The 12137-nt window shown below is 71.8% G+C and carries 12 protein-coding genes and 4 tRNA genes; 4 read left to right on the top strand and 12 right to left on the bottom strand.

Annotated elements, in window-relative coordinates:
- Nucleotides 1-116: 116 nt before the first annotated feature.
- Together secE and DEJ32_RS04955 are read right to left on the bottom strand one after the other, a co-directional pair.
- Nucleotides 117-392 carry a preprotein translocase subunit SecE gene (secE, locus tag DEJ32_RS04960; protein ID WP_110824628.1) on the bottom strand — a complete coding sequence of 92 codons (276 nt, stop codon included), beginning with the start codon at nt 390-392 and terminating at the stop codon, nt 117-119.
- 19 nt (nt 393-411) lie between these two features.
- Nucleotides 412-484, bottom strand: a tRNA-Trp gene (locus DEJ32_RS04955).
- A gap of 269 nt (nt 485-753) precedes the next feature.
- Between DEJ32_RS04955 and DEJ32_RS04950 the strand changes: the two genes are divergently transcribed.
- The gene (locus DEJ32_RS04950) at nt 754-1935 is read left to right on the top strand and encodes a pyridoxal phosphate-dependent aminotransferase (RefSeq protein ID WP_110900623.1); all 1182 of its coding nucleotides are present in this window, start codon (nt 754-756) and stop codon (nt 1933-1935) included.
- Between the two features lie 19 nt (nt 1936-1954).
- Here DEJ32_RS04950 and DEJ32_RS04945 read toward each other — a convergent pair whose 3' ends face one another.
- From DEJ32_RS04945 to DEJ32_RS04935, 3 genes are read right to left on the bottom strand one after another with little or no spacing between them, the layout of a single operon-like run.
- Entirely contained in the window at nt 1955-2983 is a 1029-nt protein-coding gene (locus tag DEJ32_RS04945) for a UDP-N-acetylmuramate dehydrogenase (RefSeq protein WP_110900498.1), read from the bottom strand.
- Nucleotides 2984-2985: 2 nt separating this feature from the next.
- Nucleotides 2986-3408 (bottom strand): MaoC/PaaZ C-terminal domain-containing protein, encoded by a 423-nt coding sequence (locus tag DEJ32_RS04940; protein ID WP_110824630.1) that lies wholly within the window; start codon nt 3406-3408, stop codon nt 2986-2988.
- Nucleotides 3405-3854 (bottom strand): MaoC family dehydratase N-terminal domain-containing protein, encoded by a 450-nt coding sequence (locus tag DEJ32_RS04935; RefSeq protein ID WP_110890184.1) that lies wholly within the window; start codon nt 3852-3854, stop codon nt 3405-3407. The genes DEJ32_RS04940 and DEJ32_RS04935 overlap by 4 nt, the downstream gene beginning before the upstream one ends.
- A gap of 107 nt (nt 3855-3961) precedes the next feature.
- On the opposite strand from DEJ32_RS04935, the gene DEJ32_RS04930 reads away from it, so the two are divergent.
- Nucleotides 3962-4375, top strand: coding sequence for a hypothetical protein (locus DEJ32_RS04930; protein ID WP_110900497.1), 414 nt, complete (start codon nt 3962-3964; stop codon nt 4373-4375).
- Between the two features lie 121 nt (nt 4376-4496).
- Here the strand turns inward: DEJ32_RS04930 and DEJ32_RS04925 are convergent.
- From DEJ32_RS04925 to DEJ32_RS04905, 5 genes are all read right to left on the bottom strand, one after another.
- Nucleotides 4497-4573: transfer RNA gene (locus DEJ32_RS04925), tRNA-Met, on the bottom strand.
- A 49-nt stretch (nt 4574-4622) separates the two neighbouring features.
- A tRNA-Thr gene (locus DEJ32_RS04920) sits at nt 4623-4694 on the bottom strand.
- Nucleotides 4695-4829: 135 nt separating this feature from the next.
- Nucleotides 4830-6143: a M23 family metallopeptidase gene (locus DEJ32_RS04915; protein ID WP_110900496.1), complete on the bottom strand. Its 1314-nt coding sequence runs from the start codon at nt 6141-6143 to the stop codon at nt 4830-4832.
- Nucleotides 6144-6287: 144 nt separating this feature from the next.
- A complete protein-coding gene (locus DEJ32_RS04910; protein WP_110900495.1) occupies nt 6288-7121 on the bottom strand; it encodes an inositol monophosphatase family protein in 834 nt (277 codons plus the stop codon).
- A 206-nt stretch (nt 7122-7327) separates the two neighbouring features.
- Nucleotides 7328-7410: transfer RNA gene (locus tag DEJ32_RS04905), tRNA-Tyr, on the bottom strand.
- A gap of 244 nt (nt 7411-7654) precedes the next feature.
- On the opposite strand from DEJ32_RS04905, the gene DEJ32_RS04900 reads away from it, so the two are divergent.
- Together DEJ32_RS04900 and cls are read left to right on the top strand one after the other, a co-directional pair.
- On the top strand, nt 7655-8143 hold the full coding sequence (locus DEJ32_RS04900) for a YajQ family cyclic di-GMP-binding protein (protein ID WP_110890029.1): 489 nt from the start codon (nt 7655-7657) through the stop codon (nt 8141-8143).
- A gap of 28 nt (nt 8144-8171) precedes the next feature.
- Nucleotides 8172-9632, top strand: coding sequence for a cardiolipin synthase (gene cls, locus DEJ32_RS04895; protein WP_110900494.1), 1461 nt, complete (start codon nt 8172-8174; stop codon nt 9630-9632).
- Here cls and DEJ32_RS15965 read toward each other — a convergent pair.
- Together DEJ32_RS15965 and DEJ32_RS04880 are read right to left on the bottom strand one after the other, a co-directional pair.
- A complete protein-coding gene (locus tag DEJ32_RS15965) occupies nt 9613-10758 on the bottom strand; it encodes a heparan-alpha-glucosaminide N-acetyltransferase domain-containing protein (protein WP_181420582.1) in 1146 nt (381 codons plus the stop codon). The two genes, cls and DEJ32_RS15965, sit on opposite strands and share 20 nt — an antisense overlap.
- Nucleotides 10759-10760: 2 nt before the next feature.
- The gene (locus DEJ32_RS04880; protein WP_110900492.1) at nt 10761-12137 is read right to left on the bottom strand and encodes an FAD-dependent oxidoreductase; all 1377 of its coding nucleotides are present in this window, start codon (nt 12135-12137) and stop codon (nt 10761-10763) included.

Here is a 12137-nt window from a genome sequence, read left to right as displayed (position 1 = left end):
GGGGAACGGGTCGCCGTCTCCGGGAGACCGTACCCCGAGGAGGACCGGAACGGTCGGACCTGCGGTCAGTCCGGGCGCGCCGGGGATGCGGTGCGCCGGGGTTCATGCCGGCTGGGTCAGGCCGTGGGGCCGTTGCCGAACACGTAGCCGACGCCGAGACCGAACACGAAGTCGAGGACCGACACGAGGATCATCATGACGACGACGAACACGAGCACGACGCCCGTGTAGCTGAAGAGTTCCTTGCGGGTCGGGGTGACGACCTTGCGCAGCTCGCCGAAGACCTGGCGGATGAACAGCGCGATCGCGGCGAACGGACCGCGCCGCTGAGCGCGATCGACCTTCGCCTGGGCGACGACGTCGTCCGTCGTCTCCACTTCTTTGCTCGCCACTTCTACCCTTCCCGATGTGCAGGGCGGACAGGACTTGAACCTGCAACCTGCGGTTTTGGAGACCGCTGCTCTACCAATTGAGCCACCGCCCTTCGGAACGACCCACCCCTGGGGGTGCCGGATGTTCCTGGTGGCGAGTCCGTCGACCCGGGAGGGGCCTCCGGATCTGCGACGGAGCGCATGATCCGGCGGACTTCGACCGCCGCAGGACAGTGTACGGGAGTCGCGGCGACGGTGTCCACTTGGCGGGTGCTCCGGCGCGGCGCGTCGCTAGGCTGGCCCCGTGAGCACCGACGCCGTCAACCCGCAGCCCACCGACCGCCCGACCACCGACGCGGCCCCGACCACCGATCGGCCGCGCATCGCGTCGCGGATCGCCGCCATCGCGGAGTCGGCGACGCTGAAGGTCGACTCCAAGGCCAAGGCGCTCAAGGCCGCCGGCCGTCCGGTCATCTCCTTCGCTGCCGGTGAGCCGGACTTCGCGACCCCGCAGCACGTGGTCGACGCGGCCGTCGCGGCGGCACAGGACCCGGCGAACCACCGCTACACACCGGCGACGGGCCTCCCGGAACTCAAGCGTGTGATCGCCGACAAGACGGCCCGCGTCTCCGGCGTCACGGTCGACCCCGCCCAGGTGATCGTCACGAACGGCGGCAAGCAGGCGGTGTACCAGGCGTTCCAGACCGTCGTGGACGAGGGCGACGAGGTCCTCCTCCCCGCGCCGTACTGGACCACCTACCCCGAAGCGGTCCGTCTCGCCGGTGGTGTGCCCGTCGACGTCTTCGCCGGCAGCGACCAGGGCTACCTCGTGACCGTCGAGCAGCTCGAGGCCGCGCGCACCCCGCGGACGAAGGCCCTGCTGTTCTGCTCCCCCTCGAACCCGACCGGCGCGGTGTACTCCGCCGAGCAGACCCGCGCCATCGGCGAATGGGCGCTCGAGCACGGGATCTGGGTGATCAGCGACGAGATCTACCAGGACCTGGTCTACGACGGCATCCGGTTCTCCGGCGTCCTCGAGCAGGTGCCCGCGCTCGCGGACACCACGATCCTGGTGAACGGCGTCGCCAAGACCTACGCCATGACCGGCTGGCGGGTCGGCTGGATGATCGGCCCGGCCGACGCCGTGAAGGCCGCGTCGAACCTGCAGTCGCACCTGTCCTCGAACGTGTCGAACGTCTCGCAGCGTGCGGCGATCGCGGCGCTCACCGGGCCGCAGGAGCCGGTCACCGCCATGCGCGACGCCTTCGACCGCCGCCGGAAGGCCATCGTCGCCGGGCTCAACGCCATCCCCGGGTTCGTGACGCCGGAGCCGGAGGGCGCCTTCTACGTCTACCCCGACGTCACGGCACTGCTCGGTCGTGAGTGGGCCGGTTCGACGCCGACGACCACGCTCGAGCTGGCCGATCTCGTCCTCGAGCACGCCGAGGTCGCGGTCGTCCCCGGCGAGGCGTTCGGTCCGTCCGGGTACCTCCGCCTGTCCTACGCCCTCGGCGACGACGACATCGCCGAGGGCGTGGCGCGCCTGGCCCGGCTCTTCGGCTGACCGTCGGGGACGCGCTCGTTCAGTCGAGCAGGTCCCCGACGACGACCGGCTCCGGCACCAGGGTGACGCCGAAGCGGTTCGCCACGGTCACCTGCACGTAGCGGGCGAGCTCGGCGACCTGGGCAGCCGTCGCTCCCCCGCGGTTCGTCAGGGCGAGCGTGTGCTTCGTGGAGATCGCCGCGGAGGAGCCCGGCACGCCGTAGCCGCGGTGCACGCCGGCGTGTTCGATGAGCCACGCGGCACTGAGCTTCACGTCGTCCCCGGCGGGCCACCGCGGCGCGTCGAGCGGCATGGTCTCGGCGAAGCCCCGCGAGACGATCGGGTTCGTGAAGAACGACCCGGCGCTCCAGGTGTCCGGGTCGGCGTCGTCGAGGACCATGCCCTTCGAGGAGCGCAGACGGAGGACCTCGGCCCGGACGTCGGCCGGCGCGACCCGGGTGCCGAGCTCGACACCGAGCGACCCGGCGAGCTGCGCGTAGCGCACCGGCACACCGTCCGCGGTCGCGGTCCCGAGCCGGAACTCGACCGTCAGGACGGCGCCGCGCCGCCCGTGCTTGAGCGTGCTCGTGCGGTAGCCGAGCGCGAGCTCGGCCGCCGGGACCCAGGACCGCTCGCCGGTCTCGGCGTCGAGGAACTCGACCGCGGTGAGCACGTCGGACAGCTCGACCCCGTAAGCACCGATGTTCTGCACGGGGGACGCGCCGACCGTGCCCGGGATGCCGCTCAGGGCCTCCAGTCCGGTCCACCCGCGCGCCACGGTGGTGGCGACGAACTCGTCCCACGGCTCCCCCGCCGCCACGCGCACGGTGACGCCGTCCTCGTCCGCCTCGTGCGTGACGCCCCGCGTGCGGACCACCACGACGGTCCCGGGGAAGCCCCCGTCGGCCACGAGCAGGTTGCTGCCGCCGCCGACCACGAGCCAGTCGTCGTCCGACCAGGCGTCGACCACGTGCGCGACGAGGTTCTCGGTGGTCTCGGCGACGAGCAGGCGGCCGGCGGGACCGCCGACGCGCAGGGTGGTGAGCTCGGCGAGCGTCGTCTCCGCCACGGTCAGTGGAACGCCACCGTGACCTGCGCCTTGCCGAGCACGGTCTGCCCGGCGGCGGTCACGGTGAGGTCGATGCGGCGGGGGCGGCCCTGCTCGTCGAGCGTGCCGACCTTCGCGACGACGCCGACGTCGGCACCGTCCCGCGGGTCGACGACGACGGGGCGGGTGAAACGGACGCCGTAGGAGGCGACCCAGCCGCGGTCACCGAGCCACTCGGACACCGGCTGGACCGCGAGGCCCATGGTCAGCATGCCGTGCGCCAGGACACCGGGGAGGCCGACCTCCGCCGCGACGTCGTCCCGGTAGTGGATGGGGTTGAAGTCCCCCGAGGCCCCGGCGTAGCGGACGAGCGAGTCGCGGGTGAGGTGGACCTGCCGCTCGGCGACGACCGCACCGACCTCGAGCCCGGACGTGGTGTCGGTCATGCGTCATCTCCTCGGACGACCAGGGTGGACGTGGCGGTGACGACGGGCGCGCCGTCCGCGTCGACGACCGCGGACTCGGCGGTGACCATGGCGTTGCCGCCGAGGGTCTTCACGCTCGTCACCCGCAGTGTGGCGGTGAGCTCGTCCCCGGCGACGATCGGACGCTCGTAGGCGAACTCCTGCGCACCGTGCACGACACGGGAGAAGTCGATGCCACCGTCCGGCTCGGCGAGGAGCTGTGCGAGCGTGGCCTCCTGCACGACGACCGCGAAGGTCGCCGGCGCGACCACGTCGGCGTGACCCGCAGCACGGGCGGCCTCGGGGTCGGAGTGGATCGGGTTCGTCGCGAAGACGGCACGGGAGAACTCACGCACCTTCTCACGACCGACCAGGTACGGCGGGGCCGGCGGGAACGTCCTGCCGACGAGCTCGGGGTTCACTGACACCACGGCAGTCTACCGAGCCGCTCGGACACGGGGCTTAGATGAGTTTGCATCGGTTATGCTGGCGACACCGGTCGGGGGGCGGCCGGGCGGGTCCGGCGGGAGTGGCCATGGAGACGACGACCGAGTACGCGGTGCGCGAGGACGACCGGGGCACCGCCGTCGAACTCGTCGGGACGGCCCTGCGCGCCGACGGCCATCGTGTCACCCACGGGGGCGACCGACTCGTCGTGTCGAGCGGCGACCGTGTCCTCACCGCGCTCCTCGGCGCCCTCGTGCACCCCGCGCGGCAGTACCGCCGGTACGAGCTCGCGCTGTCGTCGACCCCGGGGCACGCCGTGCTGACGCTGCGGCACGCCGACCACGGCGCCGCGGTGGCCGGCGGACCGATCGGCGCCCGACGTCGCCACGCAGCCTGGCACCGGACGGCCGCCCTGGTCGAGGCGAGCCTGCACGACGGCGGGGTCCTGGTGCACCGGACGGACCGGCTGGACACCTCCGGCATCACGGTCCGCGACCACTGAGCGGCGACGCGCCGGCGCGACCTGGGGTCGGACCGCCGGCAACGACGAAAGCCCGGCGCTGGTGCGCCGGGCTTTCCGTCGTTGCGATCGTTCTGCACGGTACCGACCGTGCCGGTACCACTGGTAGCGAGGGCGGGACTTGAACCCGCGACACCACGATTATGAGCCGTGTGCTCTAACCAACTGAGCTACCCCGCCAGGGATCCGCGGTGATCAGCACTGCGGGAGTGATCACACTGCGAGTCGGAGCCCCGAGTCAGGATTGAACTGACGACCCCTTCCTTACCATGGAAGTGCTCTACCACTGAGCTATCGGGGCGAGTACCGCGAGCGGCACCACACGAGGATAGCAGACCCCCGGCGCTGGTCTGGAACCGACCGTGACGCCCGGGCGCGCCGTCCTCGTGGACACCGACCGCGTGCACGTCGTGCGTGCGGACGGCGTCCGTGCGGACTACTCCGCGTTGGCCTCGAGCCACGCCAGCGGGTCCACGGGGACGCCGTCGATGCGGATCTCGAGGTGCAGGTGCGGGCCCGTCGAGTTGCCCGTGCTGCCGACGAGACCGAGGATGTCCCCGACCTTCACCTGCTGGCCCTGGACGACCTCGAACGAGTTGTCGAGCATGTGTCCGTAGACGCTGACGAACTTCTTGCCGGCGACGTCGTGCTCGACCCACACGTCGTTGCCGAACGCACCGTCGTTCGCCTGGACCTTGATGACGGTGCCGTCCGCGACGACGCCGATCGGCGTGCCGGCCCCGGGAGCGAAGTCGACACCCTGGTGGAAGGTCGAGCAGAACGAGCAACCGGCGACCTGGCGACCGCCGAAGCCGGAGGAGATCGGCACGGCCGTCGGGAACGGCCAGCGGATGGCGCCCGACGTGTCCCCGGCGACGCTCGTGCCGGGAGCGGTGGCCACCCCCGCTGCGCCGGCGACCCCGCTCGTGGCAACGCCGGACTTGGGGCGGACGACGCGCTGCACCTGCGAGACCGTGTAGGCGTCGCGGTCGACCGAGCCCTCGACGGCGTCGCCGACGGAGAGTGACTGGACCTCCTGCACCGAGGCACGGACGGTCGCGGTGCCGGGCTGCGGCACGTAGAGCGCCTGCGCGGGGAGCGAGGTCGACACGACGAGCCCCGCGGTGAACAGGAGCGCACCGACGACCGTGACGCCCGAGGCCGTCCGGCGGAACGAGGCGCCGTGGCCCGGACGCGGGGTCGCCGCGGTGGAGCGGGCGATGTGCCGGGTGGCCCGGTCGACGCGGGCACCGGCGGCGGGCGTCGTCCGAACCGCTGCACGCGCCGTCGTGCTCGCGGCGCGCTTCGGTCCGACGGGACGTCCGGCACGCTTCGCTCCGGGGGAACGCTGCGCGCCGACGCCGCGCTCCCGGGCGGCGGACCGCTCCGAGGACGTCGGGCGGTCGGACACGGCACCGAGCGGAGCCGTGGCGGCACGACGGGACACCGGGGCGGCCTCCGCCAGCGGAGCGACCACCGGGGACGCCGGCGCCGGCGGGGTGCGGGGTGCCGCACTCGAGGCGGGGAGCACCGGGGACGAGGGAGCCGGCGGGGTCACCGGACCGGAGTCCTGCGAGGTCGACCCGTTCGACGCGGTCGCTGCGGGACGGACAGCATCGTTCCGACGACGGCTCGGCTTGGCGGCAGCGCGTTCGGCTTCGATCCGAGCTCGTCTCGTCAGGTGCACGGACGGCGTCGCCTGGGAGGCGTCGCGGTCGATGGTCGTGGGCGTCTGCGAGGAGTCGAGCATGTGTTCGGTAGCGATCCTGAGTTCGAGGCACGGGCGCTCGTCGGTAACGAGCAGGTAACGGGACTCCAGAACGCTAGCAAAGGTCGGTGCTCCCCGCCAGTCGTGTGGTCGTCCGTGCAGGACCCCCAGAGCGGGTGGCGTCGCTCAGTCCCCGAGGACGTCCTCCTCGAGCGTGCGGACGAGGGTGACGAGGTCCTCCGCGATGCTCGGCGCGGCGAACAGGAAGGACCGCGTGTCGCCGGCCTCCCACGTCCGGACGACGGCCCCCGCGGCAGCGGCGACGATCGAGCCGGCCGCCATGTCCCACGGGTTGATGCCCCGCTCGTAGTAGGCGTCGACCGTCCCGGCCCCGACCGCGCAGCAGTCGAGCGCGGCCGCTCCCCCGCGGCGCACGTCCCGCACCTCGGTGATGAGCCCGGCGAGGACCGCGGCCTGCTCCCACCGCCGGTCCGCGGTGTAGCCGAAGCCGGTCGCGACGAGGGTCTCCGCCAGGGACGCCGGGGCGGCGACCGCGAGGGGCCGCCCGTCGAGGGTCGCTTCGCCGTCGGCCACCGCGCGGTACACCTGCCCGGTCGCGGGCGCGATGACGACCCCGGCGACCGGTTCCCACAGTGCCGGGTCGGGGACACCGCGCACGACGGCGATGCTCACCGCGTAGGCCGGGCTGCCGTACAGGTAGTTGACCGTGCCGTCGATCGGGTCGACCACCCAGGTGAGACCGGACGCACCGGCGGCGGCCCCGGACTCCTCGCCGAGGAAGGCGTCGTCGGGCCGGGCCTCGGCGATGCGTCGCCGGATGAGGGCCTCGACCTCCCGGTCGGCGGCGGTGACGACGTCGGCGATGCTCGACTTGCGGTCGGCGACCTCGACGCCTTCCGCGCGTCGACGCACGGCGAGCGCGGCGGCCTCGCGGGCGATCGACTCGGCCAGGTCGGCGAGGGCGTCAGGGGCGTCGGTGACGATCTGGGCGTCTGTCATGCCCTCGATCCTGCCCCAGGCCGCCCGCGGACCGGCCGTGCCCGGGCCACGGACCGCACCGGGACACGGACCGCACCGGGACGCGGACGGACCGCGATCGAGGAGAGCCGCGGGGACACGGATGGCACCGGGATCACGATCGGGGGCGGGAACACGAACGGCCCCGTCCGGAGACGGGGCCGTGCTCCCAGCTTCCTGCTGGACGGTGGCGAGTGAGGGATTCGAACCCCCGGAGGCATACGCCGGCTGATTTACAGTCAGATCCCTTTGGCCGCTTGGGTAACTCGCCATGTGCGCACCCGGCCCGTGTCGTCACCGACCGAAGGCGCGGTGAAGAGCATAGCCGATGTCCGGCAGTGCTCGCGACCACGGTCGCCGCCGCAGCCGCGAGGCGGGGGCGGACCGGGCCTCCAGGCGGCCCGTCCGGAGATGTGCCTGGCCACCACGCCACCGGTCGCGGACCGGACCGACGTCCTCCACAGCCGTACGGCCCGGAGGAACGCGGCGTCCTGCTGCCGGATAGGCTGTCGGGCATGGCAGACAGCTCCTTCGACGTGGTCAGCAAGGTCGACAAGATGGAGGCGGAGAACGCCCTCAACCAGGCGGCGAAGGAGATCGAGCAACGCTACGACTTCAAGGGCGTCGGCGCATCGGTCGCGTTCAGCGGCGAGGACGTGCTCATCAAGGCCTCGACCGAGGAGCGTGCCCTGGCCGTCCTCGACGTGCTCCAGACGAAGGCGATCAAGCGCGGCATCAGCCTGAAGAGCCTCGACGCGGGTGACCCGTACCCGTCCGGCAAGGAGTTCCGCATCGACGTGTCGTTCAAGAACGGCATCGAGCAGGACGTCGCCAAGAAGATCGGCGCCTTCATCCGGGCAGAGGCGCCGAAGAGCGTGAAGAGCCAGGTGCAGGGCGACGAGCTCCGCGTGTCCTCGAAGAGCCGCGACGACCTGCAGCAGACGATCCAGCTGCTCAAGGGCGAAGAGTTCGACGTGCCGCTCCAGTTCATCAACTTCCGCTGACCGCCCGCCCCTCCCCGCACCCGACACCGTGGAGCACTGGCTCGTCGTCGCACTCGTCGTCGTCCTCATCCTGTTGGACCTGGCGATCCGGGCGTTCTCGCTCGTCTACGTCCCGATCGACCGCAAGCCGCAGACCGCGACCGGCTGGCTGCTCGCCATCTTCCTGATCCCGTACATCGGGTTCATCCTGTTCCTCGTCCTCGGGTCGACGAAGCTGCCCCGCTCCCGTCGGGAGAAGCAGACCGAGATCAACCGCTACATCCTCGAGCAGACCGAGGGCATCGAGCGCGTCCGCCGCGACCACCTGTGGCCGGCGTGGCTCGAGAGCATCACCCGCCTGAACCGTCAGCTCGGAGCGATGCCGCTGGTCGGTGGCAACCAGGCCGAGCTGTACCCGCACTACGACGACGCGTTCGCCGAGATGACCAACGCCGTGGACGACGCGCGACGGTTCGTGCACGTCGAGTTCTACATCGCCTCGCTCGACCCCACCACGCGGCCGTTCTTCGAGTCCCTGGCGCGGGCACGGGCTCGCGGCGTGACCGTCCGGTTCCTCATGGACCACTGGGCGAGCAAGAGCTACCCGCACTTCAAGGAGACGCTCGCGTTCCTCGACGCGGCCGGTATCGAGTGGAACCTCATGCTGCCGCTGCAGCCGCTGCAGGGGAAGTTCCAGCGTCCCGACCTCCGCAACCACCGCAAGATCCTGGTCGTCGACGGTTCGGTGGCGTTCACGGGGTCCCAGAACCTCATCGACCGGTCGTACGACCTCAAGGCGAACATCGACCGTGGCCTGCGCTGGCGCGACCTGTTCGCCCGCTTCGAGGGTCCGGTCGTCGCAGGCATCAACGCGCTGTTCGTCACGGACTGGTACAGCGAGACCGACGAACTCCTGCTGCGCGAGAGCGATCCCGTGCACCGTGCCGATCGCGCGGACGCCCTGGACTGCCAGGTCGTCCCGTCCGGTCCCGGGTTCGACGGCGAGAACAACCTCCGCCTCTTCAACGCGCTGCTGTACTCGGCGCAGGAGCGGGTGACGATCACGTCCCCGTACTTCGTGCCGGACGACTCGATGCTCTACGCCATCACGACGACGGCCCAGCGCGGGGTGCAGGTCGAGCTGTTCGTCGGGGAGATCGGCGACCACGCCATGACCTGGCACGCCCAGCGCTCCTACTACGAGGGGCTGCTGCGTGCGGGCGTGCGGATCTGGCTGTACCGCGCGCCGACGGTGCTGCACGCGAAGCACTTCACGATCGACGACGACGTCGCCGTGATCGGGTCGAGCAACATGGACATGCGCTCCTTCACGCTGAACCTCGAGATCTCCGTCATGGTGCGCGGCCGCACGTTCGTCCAGGCCCTGCGCGGGGTGCAGGACGACTACCGTGCGGCGAGCCGCGAGCTCACGCTCGACGAATGGCTCGCGCGGCCCCGCCGGTCACGGGTCTTCGACAACATCGCACGGCTCACCGCAGCGCTGCAGTAGCGGGGCGGAGGGGCACCACCGACGCGACGGCCGCGGTCAGCCGTTCGAGCGGTCCGCGGCCGAGGAAGGTCCGCCAGGCCATCGCGAACAGCACGGCCCCGACGGTGAACGCCCACCAGGTCGTCGGCCCGTGCGGCAGGTCCGGCCACGCCGCGATGACGACGAGGTGCAGCGCGTAGACGCTGAGCGGCATCGACCCGACGGCGGCCAGCGGGAACGCGACCCGCGCGAGGACCGGACCGAGTCCGTCGAACACGAGGCGGCACAGGGCGATCACGGCGACGGCGACCGCGGCCGTGCCGACGACGTCGACGATCGACGACGAGTGGTCGCGTGGGGACAGGAACACCTGCGCGACCGCCTGCCCGGTGTCCGAGCCGGCCGGCACGAAGGGCACCCCCGGGAACGCACCGGTGGTGTCCGCGGGCACGGGCGCGGCCACCGCACCGACGACGTACGCGGCAGCGGCGACCCCGGCGGCCGACAGGAGGAGCACGACCTGTCGCACCGTGTCGGTCCCGTCCGCTCGTGAGCGGGTGCGCGCGACGGCGAGGCCGACGAACACGTACGCGGCGAACGTGACCACCGGGTAGACGAGTCCGAGCTGCACCCCGGCCATCGCGGCATCCGCGTACACCGGCAGGACCGCGATCACGACCGGTGCGGACGCGAGCGCACACGCCGCGGCGAGCACGAGCAACGCCCACGGCCGCCAGCGGAGGACGGGCAGCGCGAGCAGGAACAGCGCGCCGTACGTCGGCAGGACCACGTAGACCGGCGTGCCGAGCATCATGAGCAGCAGCCCGACGGCGACCACGACCACGGCCCGGAGCGCCAGGCGTGCCCGGATGCGTCCGATCGTCGGCGGGCCGGGAGGCGCCTCCCGGCCGCTGACGAGTCCGATCGACACCCCGGCGAGGACGGCGAACAGCGCCGCCGAGCGCCCGTTCACCACGGCGCCCCAGCTCGCCGGGTCGGCCCAGTCGACCTGCTCGGCCACGTCGCCGACGTGCGCCGCCATCATGCCGAGCAGCGCGACCGCACGGGCGACGTCGACACCCACCAGGCGCCCGGACGACGGCGCGCCCGGCACCCCGGTGTGGGGTGCCGGGCGCGTTCCGGTCATGGTCAGCCCTGGGACCCGGCGCGGCTGCGGCGGAGCGAGACGTCGATCATCTCGTCCCGCGGCACGACCTTGACGCGTGCGCGGCCCTCCGCCTCGCCGAGCGCGATCTCGTGCTCGTCGAGCGCGTGCCATCCGTCCAGGTCGGTGAAGTCGACGCCGCGTTCGCGGAGGAGCGCCGGGACGGCCTCCTCGGACGGGTCCTCCGGCGTCCACCAGCTGCCCTGGTCGGTGACGATGTGCTGCACGGTCTCCATCGCGTCGGACTTCGTGTGGCCGATGAGGCCGACCGGACCACGCTTGATCCAGCCGGTCGCGTAGACGCCCGGGATCGGGGTGGCGTCGGCGTCGAGCACCTGACCCTCGTGGTTCGGGATGACGCCGTAGCGCCCGTCGAAGGGGACGCCGGGCAGCGGCGAACCGACGTACCCGACGGCGCGGTACAGCGCCTGGATCGGCAGCTCCCGGACCTCCCCCGTGCCCTCGACGCCGCCCTGCCCGTCCGGACGGGTGCGCTCGTAGCGGATGGCGCGGACCTTCCCGTCCTCGTCACCGAGCAGTTCGAGTGGCTTCGCGTAGAAGTGCAGGTGCAGGCGGCGGCTGGCCGTGCCGACCTCGCGCTTCCGCCACTGCTGCAGGACACGGTCGATGACGGTGACCTGCTTGTTCGTCTGGATCGCGAGCTTCGAGGCCTCGTCGTGGTCGAAGTCCTCGTCGTACACGACCATGTCGACGTCGCGGAGTTCGCCGAGCTCGCGGAGCTCCAGCGGCGTGAACTTCACCTGCGCGGGTCCACGGCGACCGAACACATGCACGTCCGTGACCGGCGAGGAGCGCAGCCCCTCGTAGACGTTCGCCGGGATCTCGGTGGGCAGCAGGTCCTCGGCGTGCTTCGCGAGGATGCGGGAGACGTCGAGGGCCACGTTGCCGTTGCCGATCACCGCGACGCTCTCCGCCGTGAGCGGCCAGGTGCGCGGGACGTCGGGGTGCCCGTCGAACCAGCTGACGAAGTCCGCGGCTCCGTACGACCCGTCCAGGTCGATGCCCGGGATGTCGAGGTCGGCGTCCTTGATGGCGCCGGTCGAGAATACGACCGCGTTGTAGTGCCGCTTCAGGTCGTCGAGGGTGATGTCCTGACCGAACCGCACGTTGCCGAAGATCCGGATGTCACCCCGGTCGAGCACGTCGCGGAGCGCGTTGACGATGCCCTTGATGCGCGGGTGGTCGGGCGCGACGCCGTACCGGACCAGCCCGTACGGGGCCGGGAGTTGCTCGAAGAGGTCGATCGAGACGTCGAAGCCACGTGCCTCCCGCAGGAGGATGTCCGCGGCGTAGATGCCGGCCGGACCGGCGCCGACGATGGCGAGTCGGAGGGTGGGCAC

The organism is Curtobacterium sp. MCPF17_046 (assembly GCF_003224295.1).
Lineage (GTDB): Bacteria > Actinomycetota > Actinomycetes > Actinomycetales > Microbacteriaceae > Curtobacterium.
Note: the sequence above shows the minus strand (reverse complement) of the source record. Positions and strands in the feature narration are given on the sequence as shown.

Excerpts from the sequence above, each read along its gene's own strand:
- DEJ32_RS04940 (WP_110824630.1), bottom strand. The coding sequence starts at position 3,408 with ATGACCGACACCACGTCCGGGCTCGAGGTCGGTGCGGTCGTCGCCGAG.
- DEJ32_RS04930 (WP_110900497.1), top strand. The coding sequence starts at position 3,962 with ATGGAGACGACGACCGAGTACGCGGTGCGCGAGGACGACCGGGGCACC.
- DEJ32_RS04915 (WP_110900496.1), bottom strand. The coding sequence starts at position 6,143 with ATGCTCGACTCCTCGCAGACGCCCACGACCATCGACCGCGACGCCTCC.
- DEJ32_RS04910 (WP_110900495.1), bottom strand. The coding sequence starts at position 7,121 with ATGACAGACGCCCAGATCGTCACCGACGCCCCTGACGCCCTCGCCGAC.
- DEJ32_RS04900 (WP_110890029.1), top strand. The coding sequence starts at position 7,655 with ATGGCAGACAGCTCCTTCGACGTGGTCAGCAAGGTCGACAAGATGGAG.
- DEJ32_RS15965 (WP_181420582.1), bottom strand. The coding sequence starts at position 10,758 with ATGACCGGAACGCGCCCGGCACCCCACACCGGGGTGCCGGGCGCGCCG.